This is a genomic window from Streptomyces sp. NPDC042102 (assembly GCF_055582305.1).
Genome location: NZ_JBVJDL010000001.1, coordinates 620,087 through 642,512 on the forward strand (window position 1 = coordinate 620,087; position 22,426 = coordinate 642,512).

Annotated in this window: 18 protein-coding genes; 6 read left to right on the forward strand and 12 right to left on the reverse strand. The window is 71.4% G+C overall.

The window, feature by feature from the left end; genetic code table 11:
* Positions 1–314: 314 nt before the first annotated feature.
* Positions 315–2,150, forward strand: coding sequence for a VWA domain-containing protein (locus ACZ6KO_RS02530; RefSeq protein ID WP_469299014.1), 1,836 nt, complete (start codon positions 315–317; stop codon positions 2,148–2,150).
* Between the two features lie 85 nt (positions 2,151–2,235).
* Here the strand turns inward: ACZ6KO_RS02530 and pssA are convergent, their stop codons facing one another.
* From pssA to ACZ6KO_RS02575, 9 genes are all read right to left on the reverse strand, one after another.
* Complete coding sequence (pssA, locus tag ACZ6KO_RS02535; RefSeq protein ID WP_401449950.1) at positions 2,236–3,099, reverse strand: CDP-diacylglycerol--serine O-phosphatidyltransferase; 864 nt, start codon at positions 3,097–3,099, stop codon at positions 2,236–2,238.
* The gene (locus tag ACZ6KO_RS02540; protein WP_401449953.1) at positions 3,086–3,742 is read right to left on the reverse strand and encodes a phosphatidylserine decarboxylase; all 657 of its coding nucleotides are present in this window, start codon (positions 3,740–3,742) and stop codon (positions 3,086–3,088) included. The genes pssA and ACZ6KO_RS02540 overlap by 14 nt, the downstream gene beginning before the upstream one ends.
* A 177-nt stretch (positions 3,743–3,919) precedes the next feature.
* Positions 3,920–5,125: an acyl-CoA dehydrogenase family protein gene (locus tag ACZ6KO_RS02545; protein WP_469299018.1), complete on the reverse strand. Its 1,206-nt coding sequence runs from the start codon at positions 5,123–5,125 to the stop codon at positions 3,920–3,922.
* Between the two features lie 2 nt (positions 5,126–5,127).
* Entirely contained in the window at positions 5,128–5,640 is a 513-nt protein-coding gene (locus ACZ6KO_RS02550; protein ID WP_469299020.1) for a MaoC family dehydratase, read from the reverse strand.
* Between the two features lie 5 nt (positions 5,641–5,645).
* Entirely contained in the window at positions 5,646–6,620 is a 975-nt protein-coding gene (locus ACZ6KO_RS02555; RefSeq protein WP_469299022.1) for an HpcH/HpaI aldolase/citrate lyase family protein, read from the reverse strand.
* The gene (locus ACZ6KO_RS02560; protein WP_469299024.1) at positions 6,617–8,680 is read right to left on the reverse strand and encodes a protein meaA; all 2,064 of its coding nucleotides are present in this window, start codon (positions 8,678–8,680) and stop codon (positions 6,617–6,619) included. The genes ACZ6KO_RS02555 and ACZ6KO_RS02560 overlap by 4 nt, the downstream gene beginning before the upstream one ends.
* A gap of 31 nt (positions 8,681–8,711) precedes the next feature.
* On the reverse strand, positions 8,712–10,049 hold the full coding sequence (gene ccrA, locus ACZ6KO_RS02565) for a crotonyl-CoA carboxylase/reductase (RefSeq protein ID WP_469299026.1): 1,338 nt from the start codon (positions 10,047–10,049) through the stop codon (positions 8,712–8,714).
* A 424-nt stretch (positions 10,050–10,473) separates the two neighbouring features.
* Entirely contained in the window at positions 10,474–11,310 is an 837-nt protein-coding gene (locus ACZ6KO_RS02570) for a TetR family transcriptional regulator (RefSeq protein WP_469299030.1), read from the reverse strand.
* 145 nt (positions 11,311–11,455) lie between these two features.
* On the reverse strand, positions 11,456–13,252 hold the full coding sequence (locus tag ACZ6KO_RS02575) for a 3-hydroxyacyl-CoA dehydrogenase family protein (protein WP_469299032.1): 1,797 nt from the start codon (positions 13,250–13,252) through the stop codon (positions 11,456–11,458).
* A 434-nt stretch (positions 13,253–13,686) separates the two neighbouring features.
* Between ACZ6KO_RS02575 and ACZ6KO_RS02580 the strand changes: the two genes are divergently transcribed.
* Complete coding sequence (locus tag ACZ6KO_RS02580) at positions 13,687–14,229, forward strand: adenylosuccinate lyase (protein ID WP_469301480.1); 543 nt, start codon at positions 13,687–13,689, stop codon at positions 14,227–14,229.
* 10 nt (positions 14,230–14,239) lie between these two features.
* Here ACZ6KO_RS02580 and ACZ6KO_RS02585 read toward each other — a convergent pair whose 3' ends face one another.
* The 3 genes from ACZ6KO_RS02585 to ACZ6KO_RS02595 all read right to left on the reverse strand — a co-directional run bounded on the left by ACZ6KO_RS02585 (position 14,240) and on the right by ACZ6KO_RS02595 (position 17,441).
* Positions 14,240–14,659, reverse strand: coding sequence for a RidA family protein (locus ACZ6KO_RS02585; RefSeq protein WP_469299034.1), 420 nt, complete (start codon positions 14,657–14,659; stop codon positions 14,240–14,242).
* A gap of 55 nt (positions 14,660–14,714) precedes the next feature.
* A complete protein-coding gene (locus ACZ6KO_RS02590) occupies positions 14,715–16,283 on the reverse strand; it encodes an alpha/beta hydrolase (protein ID WP_469299036.1) in 1,569 nt (522 codons plus the stop codon).
* A 108-nt stretch (positions 16,284–16,391) separates the two neighbouring features.
* Positions 16,392–17,441 carry an Rv2578c family radical SAM protein gene (locus ACZ6KO_RS02595; RefSeq protein WP_469299039.1) on the reverse strand — a complete coding sequence of 350 codons (1,050 nt, stop codon included), beginning with the start codon at positions 17,439–17,441 and terminating at the stop codon, positions 16,392–16,394.
* Positions 17,442–17,594: 153 nt separating this feature from the next.
* On the opposite strand from ACZ6KO_RS02595, the gene ACZ6KO_RS02600 reads away from it, so the two are divergent.
* From ACZ6KO_RS02600 to ACZ6KO_RS02615, 4 genes are all read left to right on the forward strand, one after another.
* Positions 17,595–18,041 carry an SRPBCC family protein gene (locus ACZ6KO_RS02600; RefSeq protein ID WP_469299041.1) on the forward strand — a complete coding sequence of 149 codons (447 nt, stop codon included), beginning with the start codon at positions 17,595–17,597 and terminating at the stop codon, positions 18,039–18,041.
* A gap of 185 nt (positions 18,042–18,226) precedes the next feature.
* Positions 18,227–19,063, forward strand: a complete 837-nt coding sequence (locus tag ACZ6KO_RS02605; protein ID WP_401449986.1) for a M55 family metallopeptidase — start codon at positions 18,227–18,229, stop codon at positions 19,061–19,063.
* Positions 19,056–20,441: a M20/M25/M40 family metallo-hydrolase gene (locus ACZ6KO_RS02610; RefSeq protein WP_469299043.1), complete on the forward strand. Its 1,386-nt coding sequence runs from the start codon at positions 19,056–19,058 to the stop codon at positions 20,439–20,441. Before ACZ6KO_RS02605 ends, ACZ6KO_RS02610 begins: the two co-directional genes overlap by 8 nt.
* Complete coding sequence (locus ACZ6KO_RS02615) at positions 20,441–22,426, forward strand: prolyl oligopeptidase family serine peptidase (protein WP_469299045.1); 1,986 nt, start codon at positions 20,441–20,443, stop codon at positions 22,424–22,426. Before ACZ6KO_RS02610 ends, ACZ6KO_RS02615 begins: the two co-directional genes overlap by 1 nt.

The following is a 22,426-nucleotide window of genomic DNA, read 5'->3' on the forward strand; positions in this document are numbered from 1 at the left end:
ATACGGGGCCCGCGACCGGACCGGGCCCCCGCAGCGTGGCGACCGCCGCACCGAGGTTGCGATCGGAACGGTTCCCCCGCCCCGCCGCACCAGAGGTGTCAGGCCGTATCAGCTGACGGACTCGTGGAACCATTCGCATCTGCTTATCGTCGGATGAGTTGAGTTCGGTACCGTACGCAAAGCCGTTGCCCGGCACGGTAGTTCGGACAGCCTGGACTCCGCAGGGCCCGGTTCCCGACCGGCACGTATCAAGAGACCGACAGACAAACCTCCTGGAGATCATCTTCATGCATCCAAGACCACGCCGACGACGCGTGCTCGCTGCCGTTTCCGTGCTGATGCTCGGCGCGCTCCTGTCGCCGGCGGCGGCCGCGAGCGCCGCCCCCGCAGCACCCGGGGCTCCGGACCCTGCCCGGATCGACCTCGTTCTCGACCTGTCCGGGTCGATGAACGACAACGACGCCGGCGGCCAGACCCGCCTCGCCGCCGCCAAGCAGGCGGTCACCCGGATCATCGACACCGCCCCCGAACAGGCCCCGCTGGGACTGCGCGTCTACGGCGCCACGTATCCCGGACAGGACAAGAAGGAGGGCTGCGCCGACACGCAGCAGGTCCTGCCGGTCACGCCGATGGACCGGGCGGCGCGTGCCGACGCCAAGAAGCGGGTGGAGGGCTTCAAAGCGGTCGGGTTCACACCGATCGGCGTCTCGCTCCGCGAAGCCGCCAAGGACCTCGGCACGAGCGGCAAGCGCCGTATCGTCCTGGTCTCGGACGGTGAGGACACCTGCGCGCCGCCGCCTCCGTGCGAGGTGGCCCGCGAGCTCAAGGGGCAGGGCATCGACCTCGCCATTGACGTGATCGGGTTCCGGACCCCCTCCTCGGCTGTACGTGGGCAGCTGAAGTGCATCGCCGACGTGACCGGCGGGTCGTACGCCGACGCCGCCGACGCCGACTCGCTGACCGCCAATCTGGGCACCCTGTTCCGCAAGGGGTGGCGGACCTACCACGCCACCGGAAAGCCGGTGGCGGGCTCCCTGGGCGGCTGCCAGGACGCTCCGCTGGTCACGCCCGGCCAGTACCTGGACAAGTTCACCGGAGGGCGCGACCTCTACTACAAGGTCAAGAAGCGGCCGGACCAGCTGCTCCAGGTCAGCGCCACCGCCGTCGCCGAGGAGGGGTACGGGCGCGGCTCCATCATCACCGTTGCGGCCGGCCCGCCGGGAGACGGCCAACCCTACGAGTGGCTGAGGGAGTTCGCCCAGTCGATGGGATGGGCGAACATCATCTCCACCGGAGGCCGCAGCAAGCCCGGATCGGGCAACGAGAAGCCCGCGCCGGACGACATCGGCTGCATCATGATCGAGAACGACGTGACCAAGTCCGGCGACAAGCCGATGCCCGTCGAACTCCTCGTCGGCATCGCCGACAAGACGACCCAGGGGACCGCCCCGCGGACTCCCCAGCCCCGCACCGGGGCCGACGCCGAGGGCGGCTTCTCCTTCAACAGCGCCACCCCGATCGGACCGGGCACCCACCGGCAGTCCATCGCCGTCGGTGAGGCCCCCTTCTGGCGGGTGGAGCTCAAGGCGGGCCAGAAGCTCACGGTCAAGGCCGGCGTGGACATCCCGGCCGACTTCCCCAACTCCGCCACCGCCGGGTGGGGCGTCAGCGTCTACAACGCCCAGCGTGAGTCGACGCAGTGCAACAAGGACCACAACCTGACCGAGATCCTCGCGGGCAGGACCGGGCGCATCGAGCGGGTCTGCGGTCCCTGGGAGATCACCGAGCAGGGCGGGGCGAAGAGCTCCGACTCCAAGGGATACGACGTGCCCGGCACGTACTACATCCAGGCGCAGGTCGCCGAGCCGCACGACAAGGCGAAGGGCATCGTCGTACCGATCTCGCTGACCGTGGACATCTCCGGCACACCGCGCTCCGGGAACAGCCCGGTGTTCTCCTTCGGCGACGACGCCGCCGAGGGCCCGTCGCAGCCCGGCGTGACCGGGCCTGACGAGCAGAGCCCCACCGCTGCCGCGAAGGACGACGACTCGCTCGTGGGCGAGCTCGCCCTGCCGGCCGGGGTCGTCGCCGGGGCCCTCCTGCTCGGCGGCATCACCTTCTACGCCCTCAGGCGGCGCAGGGCAGCCTGACAAAAGATCGGCCGCCGGGCGCACCAGCCCCGTCGCAGCACTTCGCCCCGCCGAGCAGCAGCTCGGCGGGGCGAAGGAGCAGACACTACTGGACCTGTGTGGCCCTTGCCTCGCGGCGGTTGTGGCGGAAGGTGTTCACCCGCCGGGTCGTCGCGAAGAGCGGGATCGTGGCCGCCAGGACGATCTGCAGCGCGCAGCCCGTCTGGAGCAGCAGCTGGCCGCCCGGAGCGTCGAAGGCCCAGGCCGCCAGGAGGCCCATGGCCCCCACGATCCAGCTGAGCATGGCCACCGCGAGGACACCCCGCGGCTTGGGGTACTCGACCCGGCTCACCATCAGCCAGGCCACCCCGATGATCGCCAGCAGCGTCGGGATGAACTGCAGCTCCAGCAGGACGATCGAGACGACCGTCAGTGCGCCGAAGGGGCTCGGCATGCCCTGGAACATGCCGTCCTTCAGCGTCACGCAGCTGAATCTCGCGAGTCTGAGCACCACCGCGAGCAGCACCACGATCGCGGCCAGCGCCGAGATCTTCTGGTGCGCGTCGTCGGCGACCATGCCGTAGACGAGCACGAAGTACGCCGGCGCCAGCCCGAAGCTGATCAGGTCGGACAGGTTGTCCAGCTCGGCGCCCATCGGCGAGCTGCGCAGCTTGCGGGCCACGATCCCGTCGAAGAGGTCGAAGACCGCCGCGAGCAGCATCAGTATCACCGCGGTCGCCGCGCTGTGCCGGGCCATGCCCGACTCGCCGCTGCCGGTGAGGTGCGGGATGAGGATTCCGGTGGTGGTGAAGTACACCGCCATGAATCCGCACGTCGCGTTGCCGAGGGTGAGGGTGTCCGCTATCGACAGCCGCAGCGAGAGGGGCATCTCCTCGCCGTCGGTCTCCTCCTCGGCCTGCGGGACCCAGTCGGTCCGCTTCGCCGGTGATTCAGGATCAGTCACGGTCAATTCGAGTCACCCCCGCGGTGGTGGCCTGACCGACCTCGACCGCGACCTCGACACCCTCCGGGAGGTAGATGTCGACACGTGAACCGAAGCGGATCAGACCGATGCGTTCGCCCTGCTCCACCTTCGTGCCGGCCGGCACGTAGGGGACGATGCGACGGGCGACCGCGCCGGCGATCTGCACCATCTCGATGTCGCCGAGCTCGGTGTCGAAGTGCCAGACAACGCGCTCGTTGTTCTCGCTCTCCTTGTTGAACGCCGGGACGAACCCGCCGGGGATGTGCTCCACGGACGTCACCGTGCCCGCGAGGGGCGCGCGGTTGACGTGGACGTTCAGCGGGCTCATGAAGATCGCGACCCGGGTCCGTCCGTCCTTCCACGGCATGATGCTCTGCACCACACCGTCGGCGGGGGAGATGACCCGGCCCTGGGCGATCTCTCGCTCGGGGTCGCGGAAGAACCACAGCATGCCCGCCGCGAGAGCGGTGGTGGGCACGGCCACCGCGGCCCAGCGCCCGGACTTGCGCGCCCGGGTGAGGCTGAGCGCCGCGGTGGCGACGGTCGGCAGAAGCCACGGCGATGCTCCGCGCGCGAGACGTCCACCGAGAAGGCTGTCGCGAGGTGCAGAGGTTTGGCTGTGGGGCATGGATGACCTTCGTAGCGGGTGATTGCCGCGCCGCAAACAGGGGGACGGGACGGCGGCTTTACTGGAATGCTATCGGTTGCACGCAACAACTGGGCAAGCCAGAAGCCGAGTCGATGCCCCGAGGCCTGTTACGGGATGTGACCCTTTTCGCAGTCAAACCTGTGCGAATCGGGACGTTCAGCCCTGGACCCGGTACTCCTCGAGCAGGCGGCGCCCAATGATCATTTTCTGGATCTCGGCGGTACCTTCACCGATCAGCAGCATCGGAGCCTCCCGGTAGAGCCGCTCGATCTCGTACTCCTTCGAGAAGCCGTAGCCACCGTGGATACGGAAGGCGTCCTCCACCACCTCCTTGCAGTACTCGGAGGCGAGGTACTTCGCCATCCCCGCTTCGAGGTCGTTTCGTTCCCCGGAGTCCTTTTTGCGTGCTGCGTTGACCATCATCGCATGGGCGGCCTCGACCTTGGTAGCCATCTCGGCCAGCTTGAACTGGATGGCCTGGTGCTGGGCGATCGGCTTGCCGAAAGTGTGACGCTGCTGGGCATACGAGACACCCAGTTCGAACGCACGCTGTGCGACGCCGCAGCCACGCGCCGCCACGTTGACGCGGCCGACCTCGACCCCGTCCATCATTTGGTAAAACCCTCGGCCGGTCTGCCCGCCGAGGACGCGATCGGCCGGAATGCGCAGTCCGTCCATGATCAGCTCGGTCGTGTCGACGCCCTTGTAGCCCATCTTGTCGATCTTGCCCGGGATGGTCAGGCCGGGGCGCACCTCGCCGAAGCCCGGCTCCTTCTCCACCAGGAAGGTCGTCATCGACTTGTGGGGCGCCGTCCCCTCGGGGTGTCCTTCGTCACTCCGGACGAGGACGGCCACCAGTGTGGAGCTGCCGCCGTTGGTCAGCCACATCTTCTGTCCGGTCAGGACGTACTCGTCGCCGTCCCTGACCGCCTTGGACGTGATGGCCGACACATCCGAACCCAGCGCCGGCTCGGACATCGAGAAGGCGCCCCGGACCTCGCCGAGCGCCATACGGGGCAGGAAGTAGTCCTTCTGCTCCTGCGTACCGTGCTGCTTGAGCATGTACGCGACGATGAAGTGCGTGTTGATGATGCCCGAGACGGACATCCAGCCCCGCGCTATCTCCTCCACGCACAGGGCGTAGGTGAGCAACGACTCACCCAGGCCGCCGTACTCCTCCGGGATCATCAGGCCGAAGAGGCCGAGCTCCTTGAGGCCGTCGACGATCGCCTGCGGGTACTCGTCGCGGTGCTCCAGCTCGGTCGCGACCGGGATGATCTCCTTGTCCACGAACTCGCGGACGGTCTTGAGGATCTCCTGCTGGACGTCGGTCAGACCGGCGGTCTGGGCGAGTCGGGCCATGACTACTTCCCCTGTTCCTTCAGCTGGGGCCGGCCGGGCTGCTCGCCGCCGCGCTCCTTGATGTACGTCTCGGTCGGGACCATCACCTTGCGCCGGAAGACGCAGACGAGGGTGCCGTCCTGCTTGTAGCCCTTGGTCTCGACGTAGACGATGCCGCGGTCGTTCTTCGACTTCGACGGGGTCTTGTCCAGGACGGTGGTCTCGCCGTAGAGGGTGTCGCCGTGGAAGGTCGGCGCCACGTGCCGGAGCGACTCGATCTCCAGGTTGGCGATCGCCTTGCCGGAGACGTCCGGCACGGACATGCCCAGCAGCAGCGAGTAGATGTAGTTGCCCACGACCACGTTCTTGCCGAAGTCCGTCGTCTTCTCGGCGTAATTCGTGTCCATGTGGAGCGGGTGGTGGTTCATCGTGAGCAGACAGAAGAGATGATCGTCGTACTCGGTGACGGTCTTCCCGGGCCAGTGCTTGTAGACCGCGCCGATCTCGAACTCTTCGTAGGTGCGTCCGAACTGCATGGTGCTCAGGCCTCCGGGATCTCGAACTTGGTGGTGCGCTGCATGCCGGCAGCCCGGCCCTTGCCCGCGATGACCAGGGCCATCTTGCGGCTGGCCTCGTCGATCATCTCGTCGCCGAGCATCGCGGAGCCCTTCTTGCCGCCCGCCTCGGAGGTGCACCAGTCGTAGGCGTCGAGGATCAGCTCGGCGTGGTCGTAGTCCTCCTGGGAGGGCGAGAAGACCTCGTTCGCGGCGTCGACCTGGCCGGGGTGCAGCACCCACTTGCCGTCGAAGCCGAGGGCCGCGGCACGGCCGGCGACCTCCCGGTAGGCGTCCACGTCGCGGATCTGAAGGAAGGGGCCGTCGATCGCCTGGAGGTTGTGCATGCGGGCCGCCATCAGGATCCGCATCAGGATGTAGTGGTAGGCGTCCGCCGGGTAGCCGGGCGGCTGCATGCCCACGACCAGGGACTTCATGTTGATCGAGGCCATGAAGTCGGCCGGGCCGAAGATGATCGTCTCCAGCCGCGGCGAGGCGGCGGCGATCTCGTCGACGTTGACCAGGCCCTTGGCGTTCTCGATCTGCGCCTCGATGCCGATCTTGCCGACCTCGAAGCCCATGGTCTTCTCGATCTGCGTCAGCAGCAGGTCGAGCGCGACGACCTGCTGGGCGTCCTGGACCTTCGGCAGCATGATGCAGTCGAGGTTCTGGCCGGCGCCCTCGACGACCGTGATCACGTCACGGTAGGTCCAGTGGGTGGTCCAGTCGTTGACCCGGACCACGCGGGTCTTGCCCGTCCAGTCGCCGTTGTTCAGCGCGTCCACGATCGTGTGCCGGGCGCCCTCCTTGGCCAGCGGCGCGCAGGCGTCCTCCAGGTCCAGGAAGACCTGGTCGGCCGGCAGGCCCTGGGCCTTCTCCAGGAACCGCGGGTTGGACCCCGGGACCGCGAGGCAGGAGCGGCGCGGACGCAGCCGGTTCACCGGGGAGAGGGGCGTGGTCATGCGGGGACCTCCGTGCTCATGTGAAGGGGGTGGAGCTTGTTCGCCTTACGGATCTCGTCGACGATACGTCCGATGATCTCCGTAATACCGAAGTCTTTGGGGGTGAAGACGGCGGCCACACCGGCGGCCTTCAGTTCTTCGCCGTCTGCGTTCGGAATGATGCCCCCGACGATGACGGGGATGTCCCCCGCCCCCGCCGCGCGCAGCCGCTCCAGGACGTCGGGCACCAGCGCGCTGTGCGAGCCGGACAGGATCGACAGTCCCACGCAGTGCACGTCCTCGGCCAGCGCCGCCGACGAGATCTGCTCGGGGGTCAGCCTGATGCCCTGGTAGACCACCTCGAAGCCCGCGTCGCGGGCCCGTACGGCGATCTGCTCGGCGCCGTTGGAGTGCCCGTCCAGGCCCGGCTTGCCCACCAGCAGGCGCAGCCGTCCGGAGCCGAGCTCCTCGGCGGTCCGGGCCACCTTCTCGCGGACGAAGGCCATGGGGGTGCCCTCCTCGGCGGTGACCGCGACCGGGGCCGAGGAGACCCCGGTCGGGGCCCGGAACTCGCCGAAGACCTCGCGCAGGGCGTTCGCCCACTCACCGGTGGTGACACCCGCGCGGGCGCACTCCAAAGTGGCCTCCATCAGGTTCTCGGTCCCGGCGGCGGCCTCCTTCAGCCGCTCCAGCGCCTGCCGTGTGGTGGGGAACACGAACGGGTCGCCGTTGCCCTGCCGGTCCGAGGACTCCTCGCGCTCGGTCCGCCAGCGGCCGATGCGCGCCACGGTCACCGCCTCCACGGCCGCGTCGACCGTCATGATGGCACCGTCCAGGTCGGCGGTGAGGGGGTTCTCCTCGGTCTGCTGGAAACAGTTCACGCCGACGATCTTGTCCTCGCCGGTCTCGATCCGGGCCCGCCGTTCGGCGTGCGAGGAGACCAGCTGGGACTTCAGGTAACCGGACTCGACGGCCGCCATCGCGCCGCCCATCTCCTGGATCCGGTCGATCTCGGCCAGGCAGTCGGCGACCAGGGAGTCGACTTTGGCCTCGATGACGTGCGATCCGGCGAAGATGTCCTCGTACTCCAGCAGGTCGCTCTCGTGCGCCAGGACCTGCTGGATGCGCAGCGACCACTGCTGGTCCCAGGGCCGGGGCAGGCCCAGGGCCTCGTTCCAGGCCGGCAGCTGCACGGCGCGGGCGCGGGCGTCCTTGGAGAGGGTGACCGCCAGCATCTCCAGGACGATGCGCTGGACGTTGTTCTCCGGCTGCGCCTCGGTCAGGCCGAGGGAATTGACCTGGACGCCGTAGCGGAACCGGCGCTGCTTTGCGTCCTCGATGCCGTAGCGCTCGCGGGTGACCTGGTCCCAGATCCGGCCGAAGGCGCGCATCTTGCACATCTCCTCGATGAAGCGGACGCCCGCGTTCACGAAGAACGAGATACGGGCGACCACCTCGCCGAAGCGGTCCTCGGGGACCTGTCCCGAGTCGCGCACGGAGTCCAGCACGGCGATCGCCGTGCACATCGCGTAGCTGATCTCCTGGACCGGAGTGGCCCCCGCCTCCTGCAGGTGGTAGCTGCAGATGTTGATCGGGTTCCACTTCGGGATGTGGTTGACCGTGTACGCGATCATGTCCGTCGTCAGCCGGAGCGAGGGCCCGGGCGGGAAGACGTGCGTCCCGCGCGAGAGGTACTCCTTGACGATGTCGTTCTGGGTGGTGCCCTGGAGCTTGGAGATGTCCGCTCCCTGCTCCTCGGCGGCCACCTGGTAGAGCGCCAGCAGCCACATGGCGGTGGCGTTGATCGTCATCGAGGTGTTCATCTGCTCCAGGGGGATGTCCTGGAACAGCCGCCGCATGTCGCCCAGGTGGGAGACCGGGACCCCGACCCGGCCGACCTCGCCGCGGGCGAGGATGTGGTCGGGGTCGTAGCCGGTCTGCGTCGGAAGGTCGAACGCGACCGACAGGCCGGTCTGGCCCTTGGCGAGGTTGCGGCGGTACAGCTCGTTGGACGCCTCGGCCGTGGAGTGGCCGGCATACGTCCGCATGAGCCACGGACGGTCCTTCTGGCGCTCTGTCATCTCAGGCTGTCCTTTTGCCCTTTGACCGGTCTCAGACGTTACGGAAGCGGTTGATGGCGTCGAGGTGCTGCGCGCGCAGCTCGTGGTCGCGCACGCCCAGGCCCTCCTCGGGGGCGAGCGCGAGGACGCCGACCTTGCCCTGGTGGAGGTTGCGGTGGACGTCGTACGCGGCCTGGCCGGTCTCCTCCAGGGAGTAGACCTTCGAGAGGGTCGGGTGGATCTTGCCCTTGGCGATCAGGCGGTTGGCCTCCCAGGCCTCGCGGTAGTTGGCGAAGTGGGAGCCGATGATCCGCTTCAGCGACATCCACAGGTAGCGGTTGTCGTACTGGTGCATGTAGCCGGAGGTGGAGGCGCAGGTCGTGATGGTGCCGCCCTTGCGGGTGACGTAGACGGAGGCGCCGAAGGTCTCGCGGCCGGGGTGCTCGAAGACGATGTCGATGTCCTCGCCGCCGGTCAGCTCTCGGATCTTCGAGCCGAAGCGCTTCCACTCGCGCGGGTCCTGGGTGTTCTCGTCCTTCCAGAACTTGTAGCCCTCGGCGTTGCGGTCGATGACCGCGGTGGCGCCCATGGACCGGCAGATGTCGGCCTTCTCCGGGGAGGAGACGACGCAGATCGGGTTGGCGCCGCCGGCCAGGGCGAACTGGGTGGCGTAGGAGCCGAGGCCGCCGCTGGCGCCCCAGATCAGGACGTTGTCGCCCTGCTTCATGCCGGCGCCGTTGTTGGAGACCAGCTGGCGGTAGGCGGTGGAGTTGACCAGGCCGGGGGAGGCGGCCTCCTCCCAGCTCAGGTGGTTCGGCTTCGGCATCAGCTGGTTCGACTTGACCAGCGCGATCTCCGCCAGGCCGCCGAAGTTGGTCTCGAAGCCCCAGATCCGCTGCTCGGGGTCGAGCATCGTGTCGTTGTGGCCGTCGGAGGACTCCAGCTCCACCGAGAGGCAGTGCGCGACGACCTCGTCGCCCGGCTTCCAGGAGTTCACGCCGGGACCGGTGCGCAGCACCACGCCCGCCAGGTCGGAGCCGATGATGTGGTACGGCAGGTCGTGGCGCTTGGTGAGCTCCGACAGGCGCCCGTAGCGCTCCAGGAAGCTGAAGGTGGACACCGGCTCGAAGATCGAGGTCCACACCGAGTTGTAGTTGACCGAGGAGGCCATGACGGCCACCAGGGCCTCGCCCGGGCCGAGTTCGGGGACCGGGACCTGGTCGAGGTGCAGCGACTTGCGCGGGTCCTTCTCGCGGGTGGTGAGCCCGTCGAACATCTCCGTCTCGTCCTTGTGCACGGTGACCGCGCGGTACGAGTCGGGCAGCGGCAGGGCCGCGAAGTCTTCGGTGGTGGCGGCCTGCGACTGGATCGCGTCGAGGATGTGCTTCACGGTGATGCCTCCTGGGGGCACCCCCGGACGGAGTCTGGGGGACGGAGCGCTGAGGGTGCGCTTGAGGGATTACGCGGTGCGTACGAGATCGAGATGAGGGTGTGCCGTCGGTCCGGCGGGTGCGGTTGGTGCTCGGCAGCGCCGTGGTGGGGCGCGAGGGTTGCCTGTGACGCAGGCGTCCGGGGCGCGTTCCTCGTCTGTGCCGACGTGGACCGCGGGGACATCCGGACGACTTCAACGTATGGCACCCCGTGTCACTCGGCAAGGCACTGCGTGCCAAAACTTTCTCTCATTTGCCGATTGACCTGCGCAGATGAGCGATGATCGATCAGTGTTACCCGCGAGTAGGGGCAACTGGGACAAACGACAGCGGCCGCACCCGGAACCGGGTGCGGCCGCTGTGACGAGAGTCGCCCGCTGATGCCTACTTGTTCTTCAGGGCCTCTTCGATCGTCCGCATGACCTCGTCGAGCGGCGCGTCGGTACGGGCCACCGCCACCAGCACCTCGCCCTCGGCGCGGGCCTGCGCCGCCGCCGGGGCCGGCTGCGCCCCGCTCAGCGTCCGCCCCGCCCCGATCCCGGTGCCGAACGTCTTGCGCACGATCCCGAAGGCGTGGTCCAGCTGCGCCTCCACGTCCCCCTGGCCGCCGGCCCGCAGCCAGCGCCGCAGCACGTGGTTGTGGGCCGTCACGACGGCGGAGGCTGCCACCTCGGCCAGCAGCGGGTCGTCGTTGCCGTCGTGATGGTCGGTCTCGTCGAAGTGGGCCAGCAGATAGCGCGTGAACAGCCGCTCGTAGCGGGCCACCGAGGCGATCTCGCGCTCGCGCAGCGCGGGTACCTCACGGGTGAGGCGGTAGCGCTCCACCGACACCGCCGGCGACGCGGCGTACATCTTCATGACTTCCTTGATCCCCCGGCACACCGTGTCGAGCGGGTGCTCGTGCGCCGGGGCCGCGTCCAGCACGGCCTCGGCCCGGATCAGGGTGTCGTCGTGGTCGGGGAAGATCGCCTCTTCCTTGGAGCGGAAGTGGCGGAAGAAGGTGCGGCGGGCCACACCGGCGGTCGCGGCGATCTCGTCGACCGTCGTGGCCTCGTATCCCTTGGTCGCGAACAGTTCCATGGCCGCCGCGGCGAGCTCCCGGCGCATCTTCAGGCGCTGGGCGGCCGCCCGGGAGCCGGCCGCGCTCTCCGGGGCGTCGGCGGCCGAGGAGGCGCGGGGCGAGGTCTTCGCGGACTGGGACATAGAGCGAACGTACTGCATCGGTGCAGGAGGGCGCGCCTGAGGTCCCGAGGGGCGGGATGGATGCGGGGGAGGGCCCGCACTGGGCTCGGAAGGGTTCGTCCGCCGTGAGGGTCCGGCGGACCCGAGCAGCCCTCCCCACGCATCCGGTTCGTGTGCCCGCCGCCTACCGCCGGGCGTACTCACGGAATCCGCGACCGGTCTTCCGGCCCAGGCAGCCCGCCGCCACCAGGTGCTCGAGCAGCGGGGACGGGGCCAGGCCGGGGTCGCGGAACTCCTTGTGGAGCACCTTCTCGATCGCCAGCGAGACGTCGAGGCCGACCACGTCGAGGAGCTCGAAGGGCCCCATCGGGTAGCCGCCGCCCAGCTTCATCGCGGCGTCGATGTCGTCGAGGGAGGCGTAGTGCTCCTCGACCATCTTGATCGCGTTGTTCAGGTACGGGAACAGCAGCGCGTTCACGATGAAGCCGGCGCGGTCCCCGCAGTCCACCGGGTGCTTGCGGATCCGGGTGCAGACCTCGCGGACCGTGGCGTGCACGTCGTCCGCCGTCAGGACCGTGCGGACCACCTCGACCAGCTTCATGGCCGGGGCGGGGTTGAAGAAGTGCATGCCGATCACGTCCTGCGGACGCGAGGTGGCGCGGGCGCAGGCGACGACCGGCAGGGAGCTGGTCGTGGTCGCCAGGACCGCGCCCGGCTTGCAGACCTTGTCCAGGGTCGCGAAGAGCTCCTGCTTGACCGCCAGGTCCTCGGCGACGGCCTCGACGGCCAGGTCCACCTCGGCGAAGGCGTCCAGGGAGGCGGCCGGAGCGATGCGGGCGAGCGTCTGCTCGGCGGCCTCCTCGGTCAGCCGGCCCTTGGCCACGGCCCGGCCGAGCGACTTGCCGATCGCGGCCTTGGCGGCGTCGGCCTTCTCCTGGCTGCGGGCGGCGAGCACGACGTCGAAGCCGGCCTGCGCGAAGACCTGCGCGATCCCGCTCGCCATGGTGCCGGAGCCGGCCACGCCGACCGAGGTCACCGGACGGCCCTCGCCCAGGCGTGCCTCGTCCAGGCCGGTACGGGCGTCCCGCACGACCACGGAGCTGCCCGGGGCCTCGTACGTGTAGAAACCGCGGCCCGCCTTGCGCCCGGTCAGCCCGGCCTCGGCCAGGTGGCCCAGGATCGGCGCCGGGGCGTGCAGCCGGTCGCCGGAGGCGGCGTACATCGCCTCCAGGACGGTCCGGGCGGTGTCCACGCCGATCAGGTCGAGCAGCGCGAGCGGGCCCATGGGCAGGCCGCAGCCGAGCTTCATCGCCGCGTCGATGTCCTCGCGGGAGGCGTACTTCGCCTCGTACATGGCGGCGGCCTGGTTGAGGTAGCCGAAGAGCAGGCCGTCGGCGACGAAGCCGGGGCGGTCGCCGACGGCGACCGGCTCCTTGCCGAGCTCGCGGGCCAGCGCCGTGACGGCCTCGACCGCCGTCGGGGAGGTCAGCACCGAGGAGACGACCTCGACGAGCTTCATGGCCGGGGCCGGGTTGAAGAAGTGCACGCCGAGCACGCGCTCGGGGCGCTGCGACTCGGCGGCCAGGCGCGTCACCGAGAGCGCGTTGGTGCCGGTGGCCAGCAGCGTGTCGGGCCGCACGATCGCGTCGAGCGCGGCGAAGACCCGGCTCTTGAGCGCGTAGTCCTCGGGCACGACCTCGATCACGAGGTCCGCGTGGGCGGCGGCCTGCAGATCGGTGAAGGTGCGGAAGCGGGACAGCACGTCCCGGCGCTCCTGCTCGGTGAGGCGCTCCTTGGCGACGGCGCGGGCCGTGGCGGCCTCCAGCGCGGCGACGCAGGTACGGGTGGCGGACTCGCTGATGTCGATGCCGATGACCTCGCGGCCGGCGCGGGTGAGGACCTCGGCGATGCCGGTGCCCATCGTGCCGAGGCCGACGACGGCAATGGTCTGGAGGGTGGGCTGACTGGGCTGACGGTCCATCGCGGGACTCCGGTGGAATGAGGGTGACGACTGAGGGAGGGGCGCGGAGCGCGGAGCGCGCGCACCACGCGGGAAGCGCGGGTACGCGGCAGCACGGTGTACGGGTACGAAGGCGCACGCGTACAGGTGCGGATGCAGATACGTGTGAGAAGGCGGCGTGCACGGTGTACGGGGCACGCGGGGCGCACAGGGCCCGAGTACCTGCGTACGGGAATCGGCGAGGCCCTGTCCCGGGGCGCACGCCGTGCAGCTGTGCCGAACCGACGAACACGAGTGCGGCTGCGTCACCAGGCCGCGCTCGTAGGGCGAGATTAACCGGTGAGTAACTCGTTGGCCAGAGCACGGGAGATGTGATGTGCGCCGCGTGGCGGGCGATCCGCGCAAACCGTCCGCCGCGACCCCGCCGCCCGCCTACGCTGACCCGGGTGGACGTGCTGGAGCGCCTGCGGGCGGAGGCGGCCGGGTCGCCGGAGTACGAGCGGCTGGCCGCGGCGGAACCGGACGGGCTGGCCGCGGCCCTGACCTCGGCGGGCCGCCCGCTGTGGGCGCGGGAACTCGCGGCGTACCGGCTGGGGCTGGCGGGCGACCGGCGCGCCTTCGAGGCCCTGGTGCTGCTGCTCAACCACCGGGACCCGCCGCGCTGCGCCGCCGCCGCGCGGGCGCTGGCCGTACTCGGCGACCCCCGCACCGCGCGGGCGGCGGCGGCGCTGGCCACCAACGCGCTGCGCACGGCCTACGCGCTGGAACCCGTACGCCTGCTGGTGGCCCTGCGGGCGCCGGAATCCGTACCGGCGCTGGTCACGACGCTGTCCCGGCTGCTCTCCCCGCACGACCCGTACTGGCGGGTCGCCCTGGCCTGCGTCGAGGGTCTGGGGGCACTGGCCGACCCGGCCGCCCGCGAGGTCCTGGCCCGGGCCCAGGCCCATCCGCGGCTGGCGGTGGCGGCGACCCGGTCCCTGCACCTGCTGCCGCGGTGACGCGGCGGCGTCAGCCGGCCGCCGGGGGAGCGGGGAGCACGGCGAACGCCTCGATCTCCACCAGGAGTTCCGGCCGGAACAGCGCCGCGACCTCGACGGCCGAGGAGGCGGGCAGGCGGTCCGCGGGGATCACGGCGTCGCGGGCCGCGCGGACGGCGGGCAGGTGGGCGATGTCGGTGACGAAGTACGTCAGCTTCACGACGTCGTCGAACCCCGCCCCGGCGGCGGCCAGGCACCGGCGCAGGTTCTCGAAGACCCGCGCACTCTGCGCGGCGGGGTCGCCGGCGCCGACGACCTCGCCCTTCTCGTCGAGGGCGCACTGCCCGGAGACGGCGACGAAGGTCCCCGTCCCCAGGACGACGTGGCTGTAGCCGGTGCCCGGGAGGACGCCCTCGGGGCCGGCTATGCGGGTGAGGTGATCACTGGTCATGCCCCGATCATGACGCACCTCCGCCGCCGGCCGTCAGGCGTTCCCCCCGCGGCCGTCAGCCGCGGAAGCCCAGCAGTCCGTGCAGGGCCGCGCCGCCCGCGGAGGCCGGGGCGGCGCGGGTGGCCGTCGTCGGCTGCGGCTCGGCCTGCGCCGCGCACGTGGCGTCGGCGGCGGTCCCCGACCTCAGGTACGCCGCCACCTTCTCGTCCAGGCACGTGTTGCCGCTGAGCGCGATGCCGTGGTTGCCGCCACCCTCCTCGACCACCAGCGCCGCCCCCGCCAGCTTCGCGCGCATGCTCACCGCGCCCTCGTAGGGCGTCGCGGCGTCCTCCGTCGCCTGGAGCAGCAGCGCCGGCGGCAGGTCCGCGTTCGTGACGTCCGGCGCCGTCAGCGCCTCCGTCGGCCAGAACGCGCACGGCGCGTTGTACCAGGCGTTGTTCCACGTCATGAACGGCGCCTTGGCGTGCGTACGCCACATGTCCGCGCGCCACACGTTCCAGTCCTTGGGCCAGGCCGAGTCCCGGCACTGCACCGCGCTGTACGCGCTGTAGCTGTTGCCCGCCGACGGCTCCACCGCCCCGAACCGCTGGTACGCCGCCACCAGCGGCGCCGGGTCGTCCTTCACCGCGTACGCCGCGAACGCCTCCGCCAGGTGCGGCCAGTACCCGTTGTAGTAGCCGCCCGGAAGGAAGGTGTCCTCCAGCTCGGCCGGGCCGACCTTCGAACCGGCCGGGGCCGTGCGCAGCGCGTCGCGCATCGCGTACCAGCGGGACTCGACCCGGGCCGGGTCGGTGCCCAGGTGGTACGTGGCGTCGTTCTTGGCCACCCAGGCCAGGAACGCCTTGTGGCGGGCGTCGAAGGCCACGTCCTGGGCGAGGTTGTCCTGGTACCAGACGCCGGTCGGGTCGACCACCGAGTCCAGCACCAGCCGGTGCACCCGGCCCGGGTGCAGCTTGGCGTACACGGCGCCCAGGTAGGTGCCGTACGAGTAGCCGAAGTAGCTCACCTTGGGCGCGCCCAGCGCCGCGCGCAGCAGCTCGATGTCCCGGGCCGCGGCGACGGTGCCGATGTGCGGCAGCACCCCCGCGTGCCGGGTGGCGCAGGTCCGGGCGAAGCCGCGCACGCGCTCCAGGTTGGCCTCCTCGACGGCCGGGTCCCGGGGCACGGAGTCCGGGCGTACGGGTGCGAAGTGGCCGTTGCCGCAGTCCAGGACCGGCTCGCTCTGGCCGACGCCGCGCGGGTCGAAGCCGATGACGTCGTACTGCGCGGCGACGTCCTTGGGCAGCGCGGCGGCGACGAACCCGGCGAGGGCGCGGCCGCTGCCGCCCGGCCCGCCGGGGTTGACCAGCAGCGGGCCCTGGGAGGTGGCGGCGGTGTGCGGGACCCGGGTCAGGGCCAGGGTGATCTTCTTGCCGCCGGGCTGCGCGTGGTCGAGCGGGACCTGGAGGGAGGCGCACTGCAACGTGGGGTAGCGCGGGGTCGCGCACTTCGTCCAGCGCGGTGCCGCGGCCGGGGCGGCGGACGTGCCCGGGGCGGGGGTGGCCGACGCGGTGGCCGTCACCGGGCCCGCGAGGGCGGTGGCGACGGTGGCGATCGACAACAGGACTGCTGCACGCTTCTTCACAAGGGGCCTCCCAGCCGAGTGTTCTGGGCGGAATCGTCCCGGAAGCCGCGCCTGGAAGACGGGATTGTGGCGCCTTTTGGCCCGATGTGATGAGGCTTCAGCGGCCGGTCACAGCAGCGTGAGCTGTGTCGGGCCGCTCCGGCCGGGGTGTCCGGGGTGTCCGGGGTCCGAGGGTGCGGTGACCGCGGGGGTCCCGCCGCGCCGGGCCGGGCCGATGCCGAACGAGTCGGCCAGCTCGTGCACCTGACGGGTGATCCGGCGCTGGTACCAGGTCGGGGCGTAGCTGCCGCCCGCGTACATCCGTTCGTAGCGTTCGACCAGGTGCGGGTGGTGCGCGGCGAGCCACGCCATGAACCACTCCCGGGCGCCGGGCCGCAGGTGCAGCACCAGCGGGGTCACCGAGGTGGCCCCGGAGGCGGCGATCGCGGCGACGGTGGCGCGCAGCTGCCCGGGGCCGTCGGAGAGGAAGGGGATCACGGGCGCCATCAGCACGCCGCAGCCGATGCCGTGGTCGGTCAGGGTGCGGACGACGTCCAGGCGGCGCGCGGGCGACGGCGTACCCGGCTCCACGGTGCGCCACAGCGCGGGGTCGGTGAATCCGACGGAGACCGAGATGCCGACCTCAGTGACCTCGGCGGCCTCGCGCAGCAGGCCGAGGTCGCGCAGGATCAGCGTGCCCTTGGTGAGGATGGAGAAGGGGTTGGCGTGGTCGCGCAGGGCCTCGATGATTCCCGGCATCAGGCGGTAGCGGCCCTCGGCGCGCTGGTAGCAGTCGACGTTGGTGCCCATGGCGATGTGCGCGCCGCCGCTGCGGCGCGCGGCCAGCTCGCGGCGCAGCAGCTCGGGGGCGTTGGTCTTGACGACGATCTGCGAGTCGAAGCCGAGGCCGGTGTCGAGGTCGAGATAGCCGTGGGTCTTGCGTGCGAAGCAGTACACGCAGGCGTGACTGCACCCCCGGTAGGGGTTGACGGTCCATTCGAACGGCATCCGGGAGGCCCCCGGCACCCGGTTCACGATCGACCGGGCGCGGACCTCGTGGAAGGTGATCCCCCGGAACTCGGGGGTGTCGAAGGTCCGCGTGACCACGGCCCCGACCCCGAATAGGGCTCCGCCGGCCGCGTCGGGCCCGCTCCCGTCGCCCAGATTCTCCCAGCGCATGGCGCCTCCCTCGGTCGTCCGGGTGCGAGAATAGAACAAACGTTCCCATGATCGTGCGGAGCGGCTCCGGGGGCGGGCGGATTTGGGCGCCCGCGCCGGGAGGTGGTTGGCTTGCCGCCGCAAGGAGCGTTCACAACTGCTGGAGGAACAGGTATGGCGCAGGTCGAGGCCACCACGGAGCGGATCATCGCGGCCGACGCGGAGACGGTGTTCGACGCGCTCGCGGACTACAGCGGCACCCGCGGCAAGCTGCTCCCCGAGCACTTCAGCGAGTACGAGGTGCGCGAGGGCGGCGACGGCGAGGGCACCCTGGTCCACTGGAAGCTCCAGGCCACCAGCAAGCGCGTACGGGACTGCCTGCTGGAGGTCACCGAGCCCAGCGACGGCCGCCTCGTCGAGAAGGACCGCAACTCCTCCATGGTCACCACCTGGACCGTCACCCCGGCCGGTGAGGGCCGCTCCAAGGCCGTCGTCACCACCGTGTGGGACGGCGCCGGCGGTATCGGCGGCTTCTTCGAGCGCACCTTCGCCCCCAAGGGCCTCGGCCGTATCTACGACACCTTCCTGGACAACCTGGCCCAGGAGGTCGAGAAGGGCTGACGCCCTTCCGTAGGACCGGACGGTGGGGCCGCTGCGCGCGGCTTCACCGCTTCGAGTGAACCCGGCGGCCGGGCGGCGCGGCGCCCGGGAAGAGTGCCCCGGCGCCGGGCGTGGCCCCTGCGCGGCGCGCCGCCGGACGGCTAGGGTGAGGCGTCTGTGCGGACAGCTGACCGACCGGGGGCCCGATGAAGATCCTCATCTCCGCCGACATGGAGGGCGCCACCGGCGTCACCTGGCCCGCCGACGTGCTGCCCGGGACGCCGCAGTGGGAGCGCTGCCGGGCCCTGTTCACCTCCGACGTCAACGCCGCCGTCCTCGGCTTCTACGACGGCGGCGCCGACGAGGTCCTCATCAACGAGGCCCACTGGACCATGCGCAACCTGCTCCTGGAGCGGCTCGACGAACGCGCCCAGATGATCACCGGCCGGCACAAGTCCCTCTCCATGATCGAGGGCGTCCAGCACGGCGACGTCGACGGCATCGCCTTCGTCGGCTACCACACCGGCGCCGGCACCGAGGGCGTGCTCGCCCACACCTACCTCGCCAACTCCATCACCGGGGTCTGGGTCGACGGGGTCCGCGCGAGCGAGGGCCTGCTCAACGCGCTGGTCGTCGCCGAGTACGGGGTGCCCGTCGTCCTGGTCACCGGTGACGACCTGACCTGCGCCGACGCCGCGACGTACGCGCCCGGCGCGCGCACGGTGGCGGTCAAGGACCACGTCTCGCGCTACGCCGCCGTCTGCCGCACCCCGGCGCGCACCGCCGCCGCGATCCGGTCCGCCGCCAAGGAGGCCGCCGCCCTCGCGGTCCGCCACGACCCCGTACGGGGCGGCCCGTTCGCCGTCGAGGTCGAGTTCGACGCCGCGCACCTCGCGGCGGCGGCCACCGTCGTCCCGGGCGTCGAGCACGCGTCGGGCGAGCGTCGCATCGCGTACACCAGCGCGACGATGTACGAGGGGATCCGGACCTTCAAGGCGGTCACGACGATCGTCTCGGCGGCTGTGGAGGAGCAGTATGGCTGACATGACGTCCCCCGAGGTGCCCCCGGCGAACTCCCCGGACCGGGGCGGGCCGGCCGCGCCGCTCGACCCCCTCGCGTTCGACGAGGTCGTCGAGTTCACCTCCGGGCTGATCCGCATCGACACCACCAACCGCGGCGGCGGCGACTGCCGCGAGCGCCCCGCCGCCGAGTACGTCGCCGAACGCCTGGCCGCCATCGGCCTGGAACCGGCCCTCCTGGAACGCACCCCCGGCCGCACCAACGTCGTCGCCCGGATCGAGGGCACCGACCCGGCCGCCGACGCCCTCCTCGTCCACGGCCACCTCGACGTGGTCCCCGCCGAGGCCGCCGACTGGAGCGTGGACCCCTTCTCCGGCGAGATCCGCGACGGCGTGGTCTGGGGCCGCGGCGCCGTCGACATGAAGAACATGGACGCGATGGTCCTGGCCGTCGTACGGGCCTGGGCCCGCGCGGGCGTGCGGCCGCGCCGCGACATCGTCCTCGCCTTCACCGCCGACGAGGAGGACAGCGCCGTCGACGGCTCCGACTTCCTCGCCGGCCGGCACGCCGACCTCTTCGCGGGCTGTACCGAGGGCCTGAGCGAATCCGGCGCCTTCAGCATCCACACCGCCCCCGGCCGGGCCCCCCTCTACCCGATCGCCGCCGGCGAGCGCGGCACCGCCTGGCTCAGGCTCACCGCCCACGGCACCACCGGGCACGGCTCCAAGCCCAACCGCGCCAACGCCGTCAGCCGGCTCGCCGCCGCCGTCGCCCGGATCGGCGAGCACGAGTGGCCGGTCCGGCTCACCGGAACCGTCGCCGCCTGCATCACCGAACTCGCCGCCCTGCAAGGGATGTCGGTGAACCCGCACGCCCGCGACTTCGACCTCGACGCCGTCCTCGACAAGCTCGGGCCGGCCGGCGCCCTCGTCGAGGCGACCGTGCGCAACAGCGCCAACCCCACCATGCTCAGCGCCGGTTACAAGCTCAACGTCGTCCCCGGCCACGCCACCGCCTACATCGACGGCCGCGTCCTGCCCGGCGGCGAGGACGAGTTCCGCCGTACGCTCGACGAACTCACCGGCCCCGACGTCGAGTGGGAGTTCCACCACCGCGAAGTACCCCTCGAAGCACCCGTGGACGGCCGTACGTACGCGATCCTGCGGGACGCCGTCGAACGCTTCGACCCCGAGGGGCAGGTCGTGCCGTTCTGCATGGCGGGCGGCACCGACGCCAAGCAGTTCTCCCGGCTCGGCATCACCGGCTACGGCTTCTCCCCGCTCAAGCTGCCGCCCGGCTTCGACTACTGGTCCCTCTTCCACGGCGTCGACGAACGCGTGCCGGTCGACGCCCTGCACTTCGGGGTCCGGGTCCTCGACCACGCCCTGCGGGCCCTGTGATGGCCGTGCCCACCGGCTCCTACGGGAGCTGGCCCTCGCCCATCGACGCCGCCCTCGCCGCCTCCCTCGACGGGCGCCCCGAGTACGTCGGCACGGTGGGCGCCGAAGTGTGGTGGACCGAGCCCCGGCCGGCCGAGGGCGGCCGCCGCAGCCTGGTGCGCCGGCGCGGCCACGGCGGCCCCGAGGAATCCGTGCTGCCGGCCCCGTGGAACGTGCGCAGCCGGGTCACCGAGTACGGCGGCCGCCCCTGGACCGGGCGTGAACAGCACGACGGACGTGGCCCGTTGGTGGTCTTCGCACACTTCGCCGACCAGCGGCTGTACGCGTACGAGCCGGACGTGCCCGGCGCCGCGCCCCGGCCGCTGACCCCGCTCTCCACCGTCGGCGGCGGGCTGCGCTGGGCGGATCCGGTGCTGCACGGCGGCGAAGCGTGGTGCGTGCTGGAGGAGTTCACCGGGCCCGCGCCGACCGACGTCCGGCGCGTGCTGGCCGCCGTACCTCTGGACGGGTCCGCCGCCGGGGACCGCGCGGCGGTGCGGGAACTGACCGACGGCCGGCACCGGTTCAGCAGCGGGCCGCGGCTCTCGCCCGACGGCCGGCACGCGGTGTGGCTGGTGTGGGACCACCCGCGGATGCCGTGGGACGGGACCGAGCTGAAGCTGGCCGAGGTCACGCCCGACGGGCGCCTGGCCGGGGCGCGCACCGTGCTCGGCGGCCCCGAGGAAGCCGTCGCACAGGCCGAGTGGACCGCCGACGGCACCCTGCTGGCGGTCTCCGACCGCGGCGGCTGGTGGAACCCGTACCGCCTGGACCCGGCCACCGGCGAGGCGGTCAACCTGTGCCCGCGGGAGGAGGAGTTCGGCGGCGCCCTGTGGAAGACCGGACTGAACTGGATCGCCCCGCTGGCCGCCGGGCCGGTGGCCGTGCTGCACGGCCAGGGCTCCTCCGTCCTCGGGATACTGGACCCCGACACCGGCGACCTCGTCGACGTGGCGGGGCCCTGGACGGCCTGGCAGCCCACGCTGGCCGCCCACGGCTCGCGCGTCTACGGCGTCGCGGCCAGCCCGCGCAGCGCGTACGAGGTGGTGGAGCTGGACACCGCCACCGGCCGGGCCCGGGTGGTCGGCGCGCACGGCGTGGACCGGGTCGACCCGGCGTACTACCCGGAGCCGCAGAGCCGTACCTTCCTCGGCCCCGACGACCGCGAGATCCACGCCCACGTCTACCCGCCGCACCACCCCGTCCGCCGGGCCCCGGCCGACGAACTCCCGCCGTACGTGGTGTGGGCGCACGGCGGCCCCACCGACCACGTGCCGCCCGTACTGGACCTGCACATCGCCTACTTCACCTCGCGCGGCATCGGCGTCGTGGAGGTCAACTACGGCGGCTCGACCGGCTACGGCCGCGCCTACCGCGAGCGGCTGCGCGAACAGTGGGGCGTGGTCGACGTCGAGGACTGCGCCGCGGTGGCCCGCGCGCTGGCCGCCGAGGGCACCGCCGACCCGGCGCGCCTGGCCATCCGCGGCGGCAGCGCCGGCGGCTGGACCGCGGCCGCCTCACTGGCCTCGACCGACGTCTACGCCTGCGGCACGATCATCTACCCGGTGCTGGACCTGCTGGGCTTCGCGGAGGAGACCCACGACCTGGAGTCCCGCTACGTCGACGGCCTCGCCGGCCCGCCCGACACCCTCGCCGTCCGCTGCCGCGAACGCTCCCCGGTCGCCCGCGCCGGGAGCATCACCGCCCCCTTCGTGCTCCTCCAGGGCCTGGACGACGTGATCTGCCCGCCCGCCCAGGCCGAGCGGCTGCTGGCCGCCCTGCGCGGGCGGGCCGTGCCGCACGCCTACCTCGCCTTCGAGGGCGAGGGGCACGGCTTCCGCCGCGCGGACACCATGGTCCGCGCCCTGGAAGCCGAACTCTCCCTGTACGTACAGGTCTTCGGACTGGACCGGTCGGACGTCCCGGCCGTACGACTGCGGCCCTGA